Raw genomic sequence first — 17586 nt, forward strand, 5'->3', positions numbered from 1 at the left:
CTTTAACCAAAGGGAACTTTATAGTAATTAAGTTACAGAGCTTCCCACACTTCTTCGTAGAGAACGAAAAAGTTATTACACAAACTTGCTTGAAGCACCATGAATCATGGCATGACTGGCAGCTATAGCCTCAGCCTAGTTGCGCTTTCGTTTGCGATCGCCGTCTTTGCTTCCTACACAGCCCTGGATTTATCTGGACGGGTGCGGCCAACCGAAAGATCAACGCGCTACCTTTGGCTGTTGGGTGGAGCTGTGGCAATGGGGACTGGCATTTGGTCGATGCACTTCGTGGCCATGTTGGCTTTTCACCTCTCCGTGCCCGTTGAATACGACCTGTTGACCACTCTGCTTTCGCTGCTCTATGCCATTATTGCCTCTGGCATTGCCCTGTGGATCTGGAGCCGTCCTAATTCAAGATTTCTGCCACTACTTTCTGGCGGTGTCTGCATGGGTGTTGCCATTGCCTGGATGCACTACACGGGGATGGCTGCCATGCGCCTTCCCGCGAGGATTGAGTATCGCTTTGGCTTAGTGGCCCTGTCGGTGGCGATCGCCATTGCCGCCTCACTCACAGCTCTTTGGCTAGCCTTTCGATTGCAAGATAAGTCACTCAGAGCACCCTTTTGGCAGAAGCTAGGCAGTGCTTTTGTGATGGGAGTTGGCATTAGTGGCATGCACTACATGGGCATGGCAGCCAGCCGATTTGTGTCCGAACCCGTACTTGCCAACTCTTCGCCTACAGTTCACGCTCCCTTCATGGCGATCGCGGTCGCTGCTGGCGCTCTACTGCTTCTCAGCTTGATCTTGATTGCGTCTTTGATTGATCAACAATTTACGATGCAACTGAGTCGACAACAAACGTTGCTAGAAAGCGAAAAGCGGTTTCGGACCTTGATTCGTGAGATGCAGGTTGGGGTGCTGTTTCTAAATGCTGACGCAGAAATCGTCATTAGTAATCAAGCCGCGATCGCATTATTACAGTTGGAGCAAACCGAGGGTATCCGGTCTATATTTGGGACCAACCAACGTTGGCTCCGCGAAGACGGCACTTACTTTGCCACAGCAGACTTACCTGTGCAACGGGCGATCGCCCAACGCCAACCAATCCGAAATGTGGTGATGGGCATTGAGCAGACCAACAGCTCTGAGCGCACCTGGATGCTGGTCAATGCTGATCCGCAGTTTACAGAAAATGGAGTTTTAGAGCGGATTGTTTGTACCTTTAGCGATATCACTCAGCAGAAGCAAACAGAAGAAGACTTTCAACAAAGCCAAGACCAATTTGCCAAAGCTTTTCATTCCAATCCAGTCGCGAGTTGCATCACTACTGTTGCCGAAGGCCGCTTTGTCGATGCCAATAACAGTTTCCTCAAGTTGTTTGGCTACCCACGCGAACATTTGATTGGCTGTACTTCGAGGGAGCTACAAATCTGGGCCGATCTCAAAGATCGCGATCGCGTGATTCGAATGCTGCAACGCGATCGCTCAGCTCAAATGGTAGATGCCCCTTTTCGCACCAGCTCCGGTGAAATTCGAGAAGGACTCTGTTCTTTTGAAATGATTGAGGTCAGGGGGGAACCTTGTCTCCTCAGCATTGTGAATGACATTACCGAGCGCAAGCGGGCAGAGCAAGCTTTACAACAAGCAAAAGAAACAGCAGATGCCGCAAATCGGGCCAAGAGTGAATTTCTGGCCAACATGAGCCATGAGCTGCGTACGCCTCTAAATGCCATTCTTGGCTTCACGCAACTCATGAGTGGCGACAATTCTCTCTCAGCTCAAAATAAGGAGTATCTCAGCATTATTAATCGCAGCGGTGAGCATCTGTTGCGGCTGATCAACGACATTCTGGAGATGTCTAAAATTGAGGCGGGGCGATCGACACTCAATGCCAATGATTTCGATCTCCATCGTCTGCTGCAAAACCTCGAAGAGATGTTGCAACTTGCCGCGACTGCTAAAAACTTAAAACTGATCTACGACTGTGATCCTCAAGTCCCACAATGCATCAGAGCAGACGAAAGCAAACTACGTCAGGTCTTGATTAATCTCTTGGGCAATGCCATCAAGTTTACTCAGCAAGGCAGTGTGACATTGCGGGTCAAGCGAGCAGAGATCGGGCAGGAGTTAGCAGGGAGGAGACAGGAATCAGCGGCTAGCGGTCAGAAGGTTGAGGTTGCTTCCAACCTAAAATTGCCCTGCGGAAATGTTGGTAGCGAGCAACTCCTAGCGCTCTCTTTTGAAATTGCAGATACAGGCCCTGGGATTGAAGCCAATGAACTGAATAATTTGTTTACAGCTTTTGCCCAAACAACTAGTGGCTTAAAATCGCAGCAAGGAACGGGCTTAGGCTTAGCCATTAGCCAGAAGTTTGTGCAACTCATGGGTGGAGAAATTGCTGTTAGTAGCACGATGGGGCAGGGTTCTCGGTTCCGCTTTACCTTACCCGTTTACCCAGTGCAAACCGCTCAGGTAGCCATCTCTCTACCAATCCGCCATAAAGTCATTGGCATAGCACCCAATCAGCCTACTTATCGCATTTTGGTTGCCGAAGACCAACGCACCAATCGCCTTCTGCTCACCAGGCTCCTCAGTTCTGTAGGGTTTGAGGTTAGAGAAGCCACCAATGGCCAAGAAGCGATCGTTCTCTGGGAAAGCTGGGCTCCACATCTGATCTGGATGGATATGCGGATGCCCGTGATGAATGGTTATGAAGCAACTCAATGTATCCGGGCTTCGCTGAAAGGAGAAGCCACGGTGATTATTGCTTTAACTGCTAGTGCCTTTGAGGAACAACGTCAGTCCATCTTACTGGCTGGATGCGATGACTTTATGGGCAAACCTTTCAACCGAGAGGAATTATTAGGGAAAATCAGCCAGTATTTAGGCGTGCAGTACATCTACAGCGAACTAGAGGATAGCCACTCTGCAAAAATCTTTCCTCGCACTACGCAGGCCGATGGATCGCTCCTTCACCGAACTTCTCCCGAACCACTGAGTCCCAATAGCCTCAAGGTGATGCCGCCCGATTGGATAGAACAGTTGCATTTAGCGGCTTTACAAGGAAGTGATCTCCTACTCCTCAAGCTCATTCAACAAATTCCTGGAGAGCATGCTGCCCTTAGCTGTGCTTTAGTTGAACTGGTGGCAAATTTTCGCTTCGACCAGATTGTTATTTTGGCGCGATCGTTACAAAGCGAAATTAGCTAGGGGTAACAGGGATAACAATTACTCTCCTGACTGATGCATCACCTTACCCCCAGCAGTAAGTTGATCAGTAATCATTTCAGCAGGCTTCTCCATGTCGGTGCCATTACTTGTCGTTGATGTACAGCAAGGCTTTATCAACGAGTTTACCCATCATATTCCTCGGCGCGTGGTTCGCTTAATTCAGCAAGGAGATTACGGACCAATTTTGTTCACTCGGTTTGTGAATCAAGATGATGGGCCTTATTGTCAGCTACTAAATTGGCACAATTGCGATCGCGAACCCGAAACCAGCCTGGTCCCAGAACTGGAACCTTATGCCAAGCCAGAATGTGTCTATACAAAACCAGGGCTTTGTGGCTTACCCAATACTTTGATTCAATCCTTAGGTGAGCACCAAATCAAACGGATCAATGTGGTGGGTATCGACACCGATATGTGTGTGCTGAAGATTGCGATGGATTTGTTCGATCGCGGTATTGAACCAATCGTCCTTACCGACTGTTGCGCCAGTACCGCTGGACTGCAAGCTCATCTAGCAGGCTTAGCTGTGCTGAGCCGTAATATTGGAGCGCAGCGGCTCTGTGATGCGGGTCTGAGCGAGGGCATGTTAGCCGCCCCCTCAGTTTAGAGTGTGGGGTGCTCAGCCACAAACGTCTTACAGAGTTGACGAAAATGATCGCCGCGTTGCTCAAAATTGGCGTATTGATCAAAGCTGGCACAGGCAGGCGAGAGCAGCACTACTTTTGCTTGGTGCTTTTGAGCTAGTTCTGCCCCACTTATCACGGCTCGCTCCATTGTTTCCACAATCTCAAACTGGGTGTAGCCGACTTGCTTGAGGCGCTGAGCAAATGTAGGCGCAGCATTGCCAATTAGCAACACTGCCGCCGCTTTCGCGTGGATTACTTGCAACCAACCTTTGTCGTCACCTTCTTTAGCTTCGCCACCCGCAATCAAAATCGCCGGACTCTCTACCGAAGCCAATCCGACCTCTGCCGCATCATAGTTCGTGGCTTTACTGTCATTAATGAACTCAATGCCTTGCCAATCGCAGATATGTTCTAAGCGGTGAGGAACTCCAGGGAAATTCGCGATCGCCTGAGTAATGGCCTCTTTGCTAATCCCTGCTAGCCGAGCCGCTGCCACCGCCAGCAAGAGATTTTGTTGATTGTGACTTCCAGGCATCCGTAGGGTATTCGCCGGGAGGATCGCTTCTCCTTGAGCAATCACCCAACCATCCTCGATATACGTGCCTAACGCTGGATCGCCAATTAACCCAGCTTTTCCAGTCACACTTGTCCACCCTGCATTGGGCCACTGGCTAGGCCCAATCTGCCTCAGAAAAGGATCATCCCCATTAAACACTTGATGCTGAGACTGACGTAGCAAATGAGCTTTGATGTTGTAGTAGTTCTCTAGGGTTTTGTGACGCGCTAAATGATCGGGAGTGAAAGTTGTCCAAACACCGATTCGAGGAGTCACAGCGGGAGAAGACTCGATTTGGTAACTACTCAGCTCAGCGATGGCCCAATCAGGCTGAGGCTCAGCGATCGCCACCTCACAGGCCGCATAACCAATATTGCCAAACGCAGGCGCATTAAACCCAGCCGCTTGAAAAATAGCCGCAATCAGAGCCGTAGTCGTCGTTTTGCCATTAGTGCCTGTGACACAGACCCAAGGCTGCTTTTGCAAATATCGCCAAGCCAGCTCAATCTCGCCAATGGTGTCAATTCCTAGCTCTCGCGATCGCACCAAGCCAGGCACATCCCAAGGCACCCCAGGACTAACCACCACTAATTCAGGAGCCGTCACCTCCGGATTAAAGCTGTCTCCCAACTCAACCGCAATCCCTGCATCCAGAAGCGATTGGCGTTGTTGTTGCAACTCCTCAGAATTGCCGCGATCGCTTACCGTTACTTGCCAACCTTCACGCTGTAGAAGTTTTGCTGAAGCAATTCCTGATTTTCCCAAACCAATCACATAAGCGTTAGGCATATTGGCAGTCGGTAGGCATTCCTAAAAGAGCAACCCTTATGTTACTGCGGAACGGAGTCGCACAGACAGATTTAGCCGTCAAGGAGACTAGGATATACCGCTCAATCCTCTGGTTCTCTTCCAGGAAAAACTTCCGGAGATGAAGAGTAATATCGGCGCACCTGATACAGGCATAAGCCAAACAGCGCTCCTACCAAAACCGCTTTAGAATCCGTCAACGCGATCGCTGTAGGCACCAACACCCCGCTACTCACGATCAACACCCACAACCGCCACCGCGATCGCCTTTTACCATCCAAGCCAGAACCATCCATAAACCCACCCCACAACTCACCCCATCATTCACCTCCAACCCTCACCTCCCCTTTGGAGGAGGTCTGGAGGACGTAACCGTCCTTCAGCGGGGGTTTGGGGGCGAGTGCCCCCAAGGCTCGGTTTCCACAGAACTCAGCCAGAGAAAACAAACCAACCTACCCCTTCACAATCGCCCCAAAATCCGCCAACACCCGCGCATGATTCCGCAGCAAACCCAACAGATTCAGCCGATTCCGCTTAATCTCCGGGTCAGAATCCATCACCAAAACGCTCTCCGGACCATCAAAGAAGCTGCTAACCGTCGGCGCAATCTGACTCAACCCAGCCACTAACTTTTGGTAATCTCGCTCCGCCTGAGCCGCTTGAGTTTGAGGCACCAACTGCACCAACGCATCATAAAACGCCTGCTCAGATGGTTGCTTGAACAAACTAGAATTAACCAAAGCTGCTGGGTCTAACGACTTCGTATCCAGATCTCCCTGAGCCGCCAACCGCGAAGCTCGATTCACCGTCTCATAGATTTTCGCTAGCGTGCCATCGTTGCGGAGAGATTGCAGGAAAAGGGCGCGATCGCGAACATCCAGTAAATCTTTCAAGGCGCGCTCTGTATACTCTGGGTCATTTTCTCCCAACACCGCATTCACCAAGTCGTAATCGATGTGGCGGTCTTCTTGTAGCAGCGTCCGAATTCGCTGTAAGAAAAAGTCCTTTAACTGTTGCAACAGTTCTGACGCGCCCATTTTCAAGACTGCTGGATGACTGGCCGCAAAGTCACCCGTCACTTGTTCCAGTAGTTGCAACAAGTTCAGAGGTAAGCTACCCGCCCAAGTGACGTTCACCGCCGCATTCGCAGCCCGACGTAGAGCAAAGGGGTCAGAGGAACCGCTGGGCACCATGCCCAAGCTAAAAATGCCAACCAGGGTATCTAAGCGATCCGCTAAGCCCACCACCTGGCCCGCCAAAGTTTGCGGCAAGCGATCGCCTGCTCCCTTCGGTAAGTAATGCTCCACAATTGCCGTCGCTACGGCTTCAGGTTCACCACTAGCCAGAGCGTACTTTTGGCCCATCACTCCTTGCAGTTCCGGAAACTCACCCACCATCTGCGTCACCAAATCCGCCTTACACAACAGCCCTGCCCGTTGGATTTGGCTGCGATCGCTCTCCGACACCTGCAACTGGTCAGCAATGCGATCGGCAATTTGACCAATTCGTGTGACTTTATCTCGCACTGACCCTAAGGCTTCTTGAAAGGTGACGGTTTCCAGACGTGGCAGATAACTTTCTAAAGGATTGGCGTGATCGGCATCAAAGAAGAACTTGCCATCGGAGAGTCGCGCTCGAATCACCCGCTGGTTTCCCGCAGCAATGATGTCAGCCTTGACAGGATCGCCATTGGAAGCAGTAATGAAATAGGGCAGGAGTTCCCTAGAGCCTTCACTTTGGAAAACTGGGAAGTAGCGTTGATGGCTTTCCATTTCGGTGATGCTAACTTCCGAGGGTAGCTCCAAAAACTCCGCATCAAACTGACCGACGACAGCGGAAGGCCATTCCACTAAATTCGTCACTTCTGTCAACAAGCTGGGCGAGATTAGCGCGTAACCGCCAACCTTTTGAGCCGCCGCCTGCACTTGTAATTGAATCGTGGCTCGGCGCTGCTCTGGGTCAGGCTCTACCGAGGCTGCCCGCATGGTTGTTAAATAATCTTCAGGCTGCTGAATGGTGACAGGTTGGGGCTGTAACACCCGATGACCACGCGAAATGCGATCGCTCGTCACCACTTCCGAACCACTCACGATTTTGAGAGGTAAAACAGTCTCGTCTAGCAAGGTCACCAGCCAACGAATTGGGCGAGGAAACTTCAGGTCGCCATCTCCCCAGCGCATAAATCGCTTCCCTTCCAAGCTGTTGATCCACTGTGGCACCAGCTCTGTGAGCAGCTCAGCCGTGGGGCGGCCAGCAATCACCTTCTGAACAAAAACAAACTCTCCTTTCTCCGTCGCCCGGATTTCTAGCGCCTCCAAAGCCACACCCTGCTTCTGAGCAAATCCTTCTGCGGCTTTGGTAGGCTTCCCATCCTTAAAAGCTGCCTGTACCGGAGGGCCTTTCACTTCTTCTGCTTGGTCCGGTTGTTGAGTGGGCAAACCTTTAATCAGTACAGCTAAGCGCCGGGGGGTACCATACACCTCAACCGCTTCATTCGCTCGATTTTCAGGCAATAAGTAGCGCTCAGTCAGGCTTTGAGGAATCCGCGATCGCCATTGCTCCAAAGCTGAATCCACAAAACTTGCAGGCAGTTCTTCCGTGCCTACTTCTAACAAAAACGTCGCCATAGCGCCCCATCTCAAACATCAAGCGGCCAAGTACCAGCCAATTTCACCAGTTTACCCTGGGAAGAATCCTGGCGGACGTGTCCCGAACGGATTTGAGGAAATCCCAAATTTGCCGCTATAGCGATCGCTGCCCCTGTCCACATCCTCAACTACATAAAGAAATCTCTTTAAAGTGCATTTAAACATCAACTTTTCATCTATAACAGTGCGGATTAGCTCTTACCATTGCGGAATCTAAAGATAGAGATTTTGTTTCGATTCCTTTGGAGCGATTCATGAAATAGAGCCCCCACGACATGACTACAGCCAGCTCATTTGGCGCAGTTCAACAGCATTACCCACTACCGATATTTCAGTACTGTCGCGTTCTTTACCTCGTGAAAATACGGAGCCTGAAAAAATAGCCTCTAAGATTCCGCAATCCTCACTAGGAAATTTAGTAGTGACTTCTGGCATGTTAATAACAACACCAAACAGCGCGGCAGAATAAAACGTTGGTATCTTTTGACACCTGCTTCATTGCCTCCGCCCTACACCTCAAGAGCACAACCCCATGAACATGAGCTTCCCCTTCTGGCAATTCCTCAATCAACCTGTTTTCTCCTCCAGCCATAAAGTGATTTTAAATCCCCAGCGCTTCTGGCACGTGCACAAAGTTGAAGTGTTAGAGCGTTGCTGGTCGAGAGCCTATGAACCTGAAGGACGCCGCTAGAAGGATTTGCTCTGAGGAATTATTCCTTATTTCTGAGCAGCCATAAATTTTTACCTATGATTAAAATCACCGCATCTGCCAGATTTTGATTGTCATCATCCATACACTCCCTAGAAGATGGATGCGGTTATAGATAACAACAATGCGAGCCCTGAGTCTTTAATGATCTCAAGGCTCGCATTTTGCTAGGTCGCGATCGCCAAATCTTATAGCCAAATCTCGCAGCCAAATCTCACGATAGATAATAATCTCAAGGCTTGTCCGGAATTAGTACCAGCTGAGCGAAGAAATGATTGGATAGAGGGTCGATGTACTGACACCTGTGACTGATTGAATAAACCTTTTTCAATATCACTTGTTGCCCTACAAATACCTTTTGAAAAAAGTTTAATCAACAGGACCAAGACACGGGGGCTGAGTCCCTTGCTGCATCCTGATCGCTTAGTCAGTTCAGCCCTATCTCTAGTTAAGCAAGGAGATTCGAGACATCGTGGTACTAAAACCTGTGTATTGCTCAGACGCTACTGGAAACATCGCAATTGAGATTTCCCAAGAAGAATTGCGAACCATCCTAGGCCAAATAGAGTCCGAACTCTATCACAGTGAAGTCTATCGCCGAGTGTTGGCTGGCCTACAAACCATGCTGGGCGAAACTGCTGGGGGAGCCCAGACCCTCGTCAAAGCAGTGAGCAGAGAAGCCATTCGACTCGCGTTTCGGCAATTTTTTAAGCAATATCGAGCTATTTCTGCTTCGCTCAAGCAAGGGGCTAGTCAAGATGAAGTTGTAGAGGCAGCAGAAGAGCTACCAGCCGCAGTTAGCTCCGCTACCCTTGAAAGCCCCATCGAAACTTCAACCCCAACAACTTCTGCCTTCACCGACGAAAACACCACTAACGAGAATATGGTTGTGGTCGTAGAGGATGCTCCCTTGGAAGCAACGGCGGTTGAAGGTGTCAAATCAACTCCTGTAGAAGAGCAGCCCTTCCTTTTAGGCATGATGGGCAAGCCAACTAAGAAACTCACAAAGGCAGAGCTAGCCGCGCAGAAGTTTGCCCAAGAAAGAGAGGAAAGCCTGCGTCAAGTTGGTCAGGATATTCGGGCAGCTCGACAGGCGCGATCGCTCTCGTTGCACCAACTCCACAGCCTAACGCTGGTGCCGATTCATCAGCTCCAAGCCCTCGAAGCAGGCCGCATTGAGCAATTGCCAGAAGATGTCTATGTCCGGGGCTTTATCCGGCGCATTGGCAACGCTTTGGGCTTAGATGGTAATAATCTCGTGGCGGGAATCCCAGCGCCCGATCCAGTCAAATCAGTTTTACCATCCTGGTATCATCCAGAAGCCGAGTCCGGTGGATTATGCCTGCGACCCGTACATTTATATGTTGGTTATGCAGCTCTCATGGCGGGTGCCGTAGGTGGTTTAACCTGGCTATCCCATCAACATGCACCCGAAGCTGCTACTGACACCACTCAGGTCTTTCCAGAGCAAGCCTCCATTACTCCTTCATCACGTCAGCAAACTCCTAAGACAACCCCAGGGCTGAAAGCCAGCAAGATTGGAGCTGTAGCTGGGCCAGATATTGCCCCACCAGAGGCCTTTTCTAACTAACAGCTCAATCAACATTCACGCAAGGCTATGCAGGGGCGAATTACCGTTCGCCCTGATCCAAATCTCGACTGGGTGTGCCAATGGCTAAAGGGGAATATCCGGTTCTTCGACCATCACCCTGAGCGAAGGGGAGTTGGGGCTGGGTTGCCCACTCAGCACTAAGTTATCTCGATGCACCACAGTCTCTGGCGCGGCATAACCCAAAATGCTAGGAATTGCTTCAGAACGGCAGCCCCGAATCCGCTGTAGTTGTGCACTGTTGTAGTTGACCAGTCCTCTGGCAATTTCGCGACCATTGCGATCGCAGAGTTGCACCGCGTCCTGGCTCTGGAATTCTCCTTCCACTTCCACAATCCCAGCTGCGAGTAAAGATTTGCCTGACTGACAAATCACTTTAACAGCACCGTCATCTAGATACAGTTTGCCAGCGGGCAGTAAACCGTGAGCAATCCAACGCTTACGAGCACTGGCTGCTTGGGGCTGAGGCTCAAAGTGAGTCCCAATTGGTTCGCCTTGCACAATTTTGAGTAGATTCTGAGGCGATCGCCCTTCCGTAATCACTGTTCGCACCCCTGCGCCTGTGGCAATGCGGGCCGCGGTAATTTTAGTGACCATGCCACCTGTGCCCCAACGAGAGCCGCGATCGCCAACTTGTACTTGTAGCGATTCCAACTGTTCGATCGATTGCACTAAACTAATCGGTTGGGCGTCTGGATTACTGCGGGGATCAGCCGAGTACAGGCGATCGACATCGGTCAACAAAAACAGCCAATCTGCTTCTACCAAGCTGGCGACCAAAGCAGATAAGGTGTCGTTATCGCCAAACTTCAACTCGTCCACAGCGACAGTGTCATTTTCGTTGACAATCGGGATCACGCCCAACCGCAGCAATTCCTGGAAGGTACCGTAAGCATTCAGGTAGCGACTGCGCTGCACTAAGTCAGTCCGGGTCAGCAGCACTTGCGCGATCGGCTGTTGTAGTGACGTAAAAAAGTCATCATAAACCCGCATTAATCGGCCCTGACCCACAGCCGCTACAGCTTGCTTTAGGGCGATCGTGCGGGGTCGCTCGGTCATGCCTAAGCGGGCACAGCCAACCCCAACGGCTCCCGAAGACACCAAGATTACGGAATGGCCCAGTTGCCTTAATTGGCTTAACGTTTCGACCAAAGCCGCGATCGTGGATAGAGCCAAATACCCAGTACTGGGATTCGTCAAGCTCGAAGTTCCAATCTTGATAACTAGGGTTTGAGGCATGAAAACAGACTGAATTTCGCGAGTGTCACTAGAGAAAGTGTAAAGCGCCAGACCCTCTATTGATGAGGCTGGCGCTTTACATAAGTATTCACAGCGATTTATGCGTTAGGGTCTTTATCTTCGCTGACCCCAATTGAACTTTATATAGAATGCCAGAAATTTTTAGCAGAGCTCGGATCTCATAATGTTTTCTTTATATTTTTGATTTGTTAGATTTATCACGCTCTGCGAAGACTTGTTAAGCCTATTGCTTGGAGGTTAAAGAAGCACCCAAAGCTTGGGATAGCCAAACTTCAAACGTACGGACAGGATGGCGACGGGCGACTTGAGTGGGGTCTACCATTGGTTCCACCAAAATGGTAAACATGCCAAATCGGTTCCCTGCCAGAACATCTGTAAAGAGGCGATCGCCCACCATTGCCACTTTTTCCACGGGCAGATCCATCGCAGTCACAGCTTGTCTTAATTTGCGGCGAGAGGGTTTGCCTGCTCCAAATAGGTAGGGTAAATTCAAAGACTGAGCAATGCCACGAATGCGACTCTCACTCAAGTTATTACTCACCAACCAGAGCGTCGCAACTTGTTTAATGTCTTCTACCCAATACAGCAATTCCGTTGAGGCTTGCGTCGTTCTAAAAGGTACTAGGGTTTCATCCACATCTAAAATCAACCCCTTCAAGTCATACTGCTGCACAATCTCTGGTGTCAGCGTTAGGATCGAGCCTTCCAAATTCAAATCAGGCTGTAATAGGGAACCCCAAGACATAAATCAAAACAGGATAGCGCTAACAAAGAGAGAAATTAACAAGGGAAAGTAGGCTGATAAAACCAGACCAGCAACTCACTCGGTCAAACCTTTATCAACCACAGGTCAGAGGTTACTCACGTTTCTGAGGAGTTTTTGAGGCATTCTCTGTTTCAGCATTACGTACAGCCGCCCGCCCGTCCTGAATTTGAGCTTGGGCAGCTTCATGCTCTGCTAAGGTACGGCTGAACACATGCGTGCCATCATAGCGAGCGACAAAATAGAGGTACTCCGTTTTTTCAGGCTTCAGAGCTGCCTCTAGACTCGCTAAGCCAGGACTGCCGATGGGTGTAGGGGGTAGACCTGCATTGAGATAGGTATTGTAAGGCGAGGCTGTATTGACTTGAGCCAGAGTCAAAGGTTGGTCAGGCGTTTGTTGAATTCCTAAGCCGTATTCCACAGTTGGATCTGCACCCAAGGGAATGCCTTGTTGCAGACGCTGAGTAAACACCCCAGAAATTCGGGGTCGTTCAGCAGGAATCACTGCTTCCCGCTCCACAATACTGGCTAAGGTCACCCACTCCAGCAAACTCAGTTTGGTTTGTTGCTGATTCTGTTGATAGAGAGATAAAGCAACTTGCTCGAAGCGGTTGAGCATTTGCTCTAACACCGCTTGAGGCGTAATTTGGCCGTCTGACAACTGATAAGTATCGGGGTACAAAAAGCCTTCCAAGTGGGGTAGCCCTGGCGGCAACCAAGCATATTGATTTTGGGGAATTTGGCTGGCAGCGGTGAGAAATTCTTGAGCTTTGAAAAAGCCCTGCGACTCAAAATAAGCCGCCATTTGTTGCAGGGACCAGCCCTCCGGAATGGTAAAGCTAGCCTGTACTACCTCTCCAGCCCAAATTTTGTCGGCGATCGCAGGCAAAGGTTGTGCGGGTGACAACTCATAAGTTCCAGCTTGAAAGCCACCCTGCCGATTCTGCAAAGATAGCCAGCGGGTCCAGAGATCCCAAGCCGTGGCCGAACGAATTAATCCCGCCCCCTCCAAATCGCGACCAATTTGCTGGGCAGGCGTGCCAGGAGGAATTTGAATCCGTACTGCTTTACTCGTAGCCGCCGCCGGTGCTGAGTTTGAGGTTGACGAAGTTACCGTCAGGGGAGGGGCACTTGCCCAACTCCACCAAGCCCAACCTTGCCAAGCCGATAGGCCCAGAACTGCGGGTAAGAGTAATAAGTAGAACGACCACTTGGAAATACGTTGAACAGCTTTCATGGTTTAGTTGAGTGAATCACGTTTCCCGGCAGGTGCGTGCAAGGCTCAACTCAGCCTTATTCCATTTCATCAAAGAGTTGATCTTCAATCATCGGCAGCATCGGTTCAATCTTGCTCAGTTCTTCGGGTGAGAGCAATTTAGGCTGTCCATCGGCATCTAGCCTAGCCAAAATGAAGAATGGATCTAGGGGCGCATAAATGGCGTATTCTTGCTCTTCGTCGTAGAAGCTGGCGAGCAATTGCAACTCTTCATGCTCTTCCGAATCCCCATCGTTGGCGACTTCTAAGTCTTCCTCGCTAACTTCTGGCAGATCACCCTCCACTGTAAGAGTGACCGCAGTCCGCTTAAGTTCCAAATTCTGCTCTTGCAGAACGGCACGGGCGATCGGAAAAATCCGTTCAATTTCTGCTTCGTCCTCGACGGGAATGGCTTCTTCCTCATCTCCTTCTTCTTGCCAAGCAAAAATTTCGACGGGAGAGTCAACCGGGAGCAGGAATACGTAGTCTTGGCCCTCGATATCAATGGAATGCTCGATATAGCAGCTCAGCGATCGCCCTGTCTCATCGGTTAGTACTACCGTTGGGGCATCAAAATCTTCTTCGTGCATGCCTGCGCCTTCTCGATCCATATTTGACTCAGTCATCGGATTTCTCCTGCATTATTCAAGCGCTTTCCTCTGAAAAGTATCTCCTACATAGACACTTTGCAGCCTAGTTGACTGCATCTGACTCAGGCAATCTTTCGAATTCAACCTGACCAGTGAATGGGTCAATCGGTTGAATTGGCAAAATATCGCAACGTAGAAGCGGCGAAGCCAGCATACTACATCAGTGCAGAGTTTGGGGTTGTCATGGCAGAATCCTGCATTTTTTGAGAGCGGCGCTGATCTAACCATTGTTGCAGAATTAGGGCCGCAGCTTTGCGATCGATTAACGCCTTATTCCGTGATGGGGAAATATTTTCAGCTTGAAGTAACTGCTCAGCTTGGAACGAAGTAAGTCGTTCATCCATATATTCCACGGGCAGTTGCAGGGCTGCTGTTAGCCGTTTGCCGAATTTTTGTACCTGCTTAGCTTGAAAACCCAAGCTCCCATCCATGGAATAAGGCAAACCGACTACCAAAACTTGCACCTGACGCTGCTGAATCAAGTCTCTAAGTTGGTCTACTACCTGGACAAAGGATTTGTACTCAATCGTCGTTAGCCCAGTCGCAATCAGCCCAGTGCCATCACAACCTGCCACGCCAATGCGCTTTCTGCCGACATCTAAACCTAGAGCTGAAATCCTCGCCATGCTGGGTTAATTCCTATGGCAGCCGTAGCAGTGAGGCTGAGTGAACTGCATCAACTCAGCCAGCTTAGCACCAGGAATCATTTTGATGTCCCTGGGGAAAATGAATTTCTGGCACAGGGTTGAGCTTTAGCTCTTTCTTGCTGGTGAAGATGCGGCGTTTACCCCAAAAGTTACGACCGATCGAAAAGCCTAACTTGCGGGCAGGTGCTTCCGAAACAGTTGGAGATGGAGGTGTGACGGCAGATGACTCTGGTGTGGAAAGCGCTCCCGCTGCTGTTTCAGCGTCGGAAGCCTCGCTATAAGCTAAAGGAGCTTCGGTTGAATCAGGAGTTTTGTCGCCTTGCCATAGGTTGGGGAGAGACATCCGACCAGGCACAGGCTTACGCGCAGGTTGGAAGCCTTGCAAAACATCGGATAGCTGCAAGCCTTCTAGGGAGACGGGCTTGGCTTCTCGCAATTTGTGCCAGACCGATCTCGACATCATTAGCGTATGCTCGGTGCGGGTTGCACCAATGCGCTCTAAATATTCTTCTCGCTCTGGTTGATAGTCTGCCGAAGACAAAAGCAGCGCCTGCGCCGGAAAATCTTGGGCAATCCGGGCCATCTGAGATAGTAGTTCTGGGTACAGCCAGGTGTAGGCAGGATGAACCGTCAACTGAGCGACATGGTTTTGGGAACTATCGCGACAGAGTTGAATCTGAAAGTAACCAATGGCAGCTTTGCGTTGGGGTTCAAACACGTAGCCACTAACCACTTCAGTCTGATTAACCCACTGCTTCACACCTTCTAGTAGTGCCCCAAACAAGCTGGTTTTGAAGTCATGCAGGTGGCGATCGAACACTTGTCGTACCAAAGGTGGCATCGCTGCCGTATCGAGCTGATACAACAACTGCGCATCGGCATTACTCACAGGCAGCAAGTTAGGCAAATCCGGTTCGCGCTCGGCTAGTTCTTGCAGCAACTCTGGCGCGATCGCCCAGTGAGTTAGTTGAGCTAGCGGCTGAAACCCATTTTGGCGATAGAGAGCTAAAGCCGTTTTGTTATTGACGTTGACTTCTAAGAGCCAAGTACGCGCTTCCCAGATCGCCTCAAAGCAAGACCGCAGCAGTTGGGAGCCCGTCCCTTGAGTCTGAGATTCTGTCTCCACCACCCCCACTCGCTCTACCCGCCAAGTGCTGCGAGTGCGATTAAACGGCGACACTTGAATGACACCCCGCACTTGATGATCTTGCTCTGCGACATAGGCGCAAAAGCGGTACTGGAACGGATTAGGAAACAAGCTGAGAAACTTGAACAGCCCATACCAGCGCCGTACCTGCTGTAAGCGTCGCTGCACGGCATCTAAGTTGCTGTGATTGTCTGCGATCGCAGCCTCCACAAACAACGGCTCAACAATGTCCAGGTCTTGGTGCTGGACTGGACGAATCACAGAGTTGGAGTTTTGGGAGACTGAAGTCATGACAGGTAAGGCTACAGTTAAGCCTAGGGTAACAGTTAAGGCCCGAAGTCTTCATCTACCCCTGTAGAGCTTTTTTATCAACCCAAACTCACGGCTCCAAGTCGCCGAGGCAACCAGACTGAACGTATAGAAGCAGTCAAAAAACCATCAATTTACTCAGCTAACTGCTGGCTTGACGCTCCCATTGGCATCAGTGGGTCGAATCAAAACGATTGGCGTTTGTTCGTCAGAATTTCCGGCGGGATTACTGATTAATGCCTGCTCCAAAAAGGTTTGAGTTAGGCCAGGGGATGCTGCCAATATCTTAACTGCTTTTAAATCGTTCACGTCTACGATCGCAGCCAGTAACCCTGTTTCTCGGTAAATCTGGTCCACCACTTGCTGCGGGTTTTCTGGCCCCATGACGATAAATTGGTCGTAAGGCGGCAGAGTGCCCGTTACATCGTCGATCAGGCGAGCTTGTTCCCCAGCCAACTGGTAAAACATACCCGGCTTACCAAAGATTTTGGCGATCGCGCCCACCACGAATGCAAAGACCACTCGCCCAGGCCCCACAATATCTACCAAAGCTTGCAAACCACAAGCGGTCGCCAAGCTGGAAGTAGGCAAGAAGAAGTAACACAATCGCTTCGCAACCCAACCAGGCTTAACTTGTGTGGGGTGCCGAAACCGCCCTTGCATGATTGCCACCGGGCTTTCTCCCAGGGTGACCACATCTCCGGGTTGCGAGTAAGGCGCGACGTAGCGCTTGATCACCTCAACCGGATCATCTAAGTGCGTCAGCAGATGCGTGCGGATGGGTAACACATCGGCATTGGTAGCAGGTCGCCAGCGCGAGGGAGCGGTTTCAGGGGTCGGGAATTGCAGCGGCACAATCACATGCCGCACTTTAGAAATGCGCCCCTCCGGACCATAGGTGACGTAGCGAATTTGAATCCAGGCAACTTGAAGGGGTGTCAGGTCTTCACCTTGCATCTCCACCACAACTTGCAGACGGGTAGACTTGCCAATTTTAACGATGTAGCCAAACCAGTAGTCATCGGGTCTAGCTGGGGTATCTGCATGATTAGGAATCACTCTTGTGGTGTGGGTTACACCCTCCAAGCTCGCCTTGGATAACAGTTTTACCTGAGCCTGAACTTCTGGCACCATAATTTCTAGGGTGCGAGTCCGGTTGCACAGCTCTAGCTCACCGACCAGGACATACCGTTGCGGTTCGTACACCTCCAGTTGCCAGTTACCTGAGGTCAACTCCAGGTCGTTTCCTGGGCGGCGACGATATTGACTCTCTAGCGCTAAGCCCCCCAGCCCGACGAGTAGCGCCGCTGCTCCTAAACCAATTCCGATACTCCCCACAGTCGCCCAACCCTCGATCAATTAACTAAAG

The 17586-nt window shown here is 50.5% G+C and carries 13 protein-coding genes; 3 read left to right on the forward strand and 10 right to left on the reverse strand.

Features of this window, described 5'->3' with window-relative positions:
* Window positions 1-99: 99 nt before the first annotated feature.
* Both NDA01_RS05045 and NDA01_RS05050 read left to right on the forward strand, forming a co-directional pair.
* Window positions 100-3210, forward strand: a complete 3111-nt coding sequence (locus NDA01_RS05045; RefSeq protein ID WP_348227093.1) for an MHYT domain-containing protein — start codon at window positions 100-102, stop codon at window positions 3208-3210.
* A gap of 91 nt (window positions 3211-3301) precedes the next feature.
* On the forward strand, window positions 3302-3838 hold the full coding sequence (locus NDA01_RS05050) for a cysteine hydrolase family protein (RefSeq protein WP_190554111.1): 537 nt from the start codon (window positions 3302-3304) through the stop codon (window positions 3836-3838).
* Here NDA01_RS05050 and murD read toward each other — a convergent pair.
* From murD to glyS, 3 genes are all read right to left on the reverse strand, one after another.
* Window positions 3835-5202, reverse strand: coding sequence for a UDP-N-acetylmuramoyl-L-alanine--D-glutamate ligase (gene murD / locus NDA01_RS05055; protein ID WP_348227094.1), 1368 nt, complete (start codon window positions 5200-5202; stop codon window positions 3835-3837). The genes NDA01_RS05050 and murD overlap by 4 nt on opposite strands.
* 101 nt (window positions 5203-5303) lie before the next feature.
* The gene (locus NDA01_RS05060; RefSeq protein ID WP_348227095.1) at window positions 5304-5516 is read right to left on the reverse strand and encodes a hypothetical protein; all 213 of its coding nucleotides are present in this window, start codon (window positions 5514-5516) and stop codon (window positions 5304-5306) included.
* A 156-nt stretch (window positions 5517-5672) separates the two neighbouring features.
* Window positions 5673-7847: a glycine--tRNA ligase subunit beta gene (gene glyS / locus NDA01_RS05065; protein WP_348227096.1), complete on the reverse strand. Its 2175-nt coding sequence runs from the start codon at window positions 7845-7847 to the stop codon at window positions 5673-5675.
* A gap of 1202 nt (window positions 7848-9049) precedes the next feature.
* Here glyS and NDA01_RS05070 point away from each other — a divergent pair.
* Complete coding sequence (locus tag NDA01_RS05070) at window positions 9050-10168, forward strand: helix-turn-helix domain-containing protein (protein WP_348227097.1); 1119 nt, start codon at window positions 9050-9052, stop codon at window positions 10166-10168.
* A gap of 84 nt (window positions 10169-10252) precedes the next feature.
* On the opposite strand, the gene proB is transcribed toward NDA01_RS05070, so the two are convergent.
* From proB to NDA01_RS05105, 7 genes are all read right to left on the reverse strand, one after another.
* Complete coding sequence (gene proB, locus NDA01_RS05075) at window positions 10253-11425, reverse strand: glutamate 5-kinase (protein ID WP_348227098.1); 1173 nt, start codon at window positions 11423-11425, stop codon at window positions 10253-10255.
* Window positions 11426-11669: 244 nt separating this feature from the next.
* Complete coding sequence (locus tag NDA01_RS05080; protein WP_190554105.1) at window positions 11670-12191, reverse strand: YqeG family HAD IIIA-type phosphatase; 522 nt, start codon at window positions 12189-12191, stop codon at window positions 11670-11672.
* Between the two features lie 112 nt (window positions 12192-12303).
* A complete protein-coding gene (mltG, locus tag NDA01_RS05085; RefSeq protein ID WP_348227099.1) occupies window positions 12304-13446 on the reverse strand; it encodes an endolytic transglycosylase MltG in 1143 nt (380 codons plus the stop codon).
* A 56-nt stretch (window positions 13447-13502) separates the two neighbouring features.
* On the reverse strand, window positions 13503-14090 hold the full coding sequence (locus tag NDA01_RS05090) for a DUF3727 domain-containing protein (protein WP_242024560.1): 588 nt from the start codon (window positions 14088-14090) through the stop codon (window positions 13503-13505).
* 179 nt (window positions 14091-14269) lie between these two features.
* Window positions 14270-14740 (reverse strand): Holliday junction resolvase RuvX, encoded by a 471-nt coding sequence (ruvX, locus tag NDA01_RS05095; protein ID WP_348227100.1) that lies wholly within the window; start codon window positions 14738-14740, stop codon window positions 14270-14272.
* Window positions 14741-14804: 64 nt separating this feature from the next.
* Window positions 14805-16199 (reverse strand): GNAT family N-acetyltransferase, encoded by a 1395-nt coding sequence (locus NDA01_RS05100; RefSeq protein WP_348227101.1) that lies wholly within the window; start codon window positions 16197-16199, stop codon window positions 14805-14807.
* Window positions 16200-16355: 156 nt separating this feature from the next.
* Entirely contained in the window at window positions 16356-17555 is a 1200-nt protein-coding gene (locus tag NDA01_RS05105; RefSeq protein ID WP_348227102.1) for a F420-0:Gamma-glutamyl ligase, read from the reverse strand.
* Window positions 17556-17586: the final 31 nt, after the last annotated feature.

Source organism: Trichocoleus desertorum AS-A10 (genome assembly GCF_039962155.1).
Taxonomy (GTDB): domain Bacteria; phylum Cyanobacteriota; class Cyanobacteriia; order FACHB-46; family FACHB-46; genus Trichocoleus.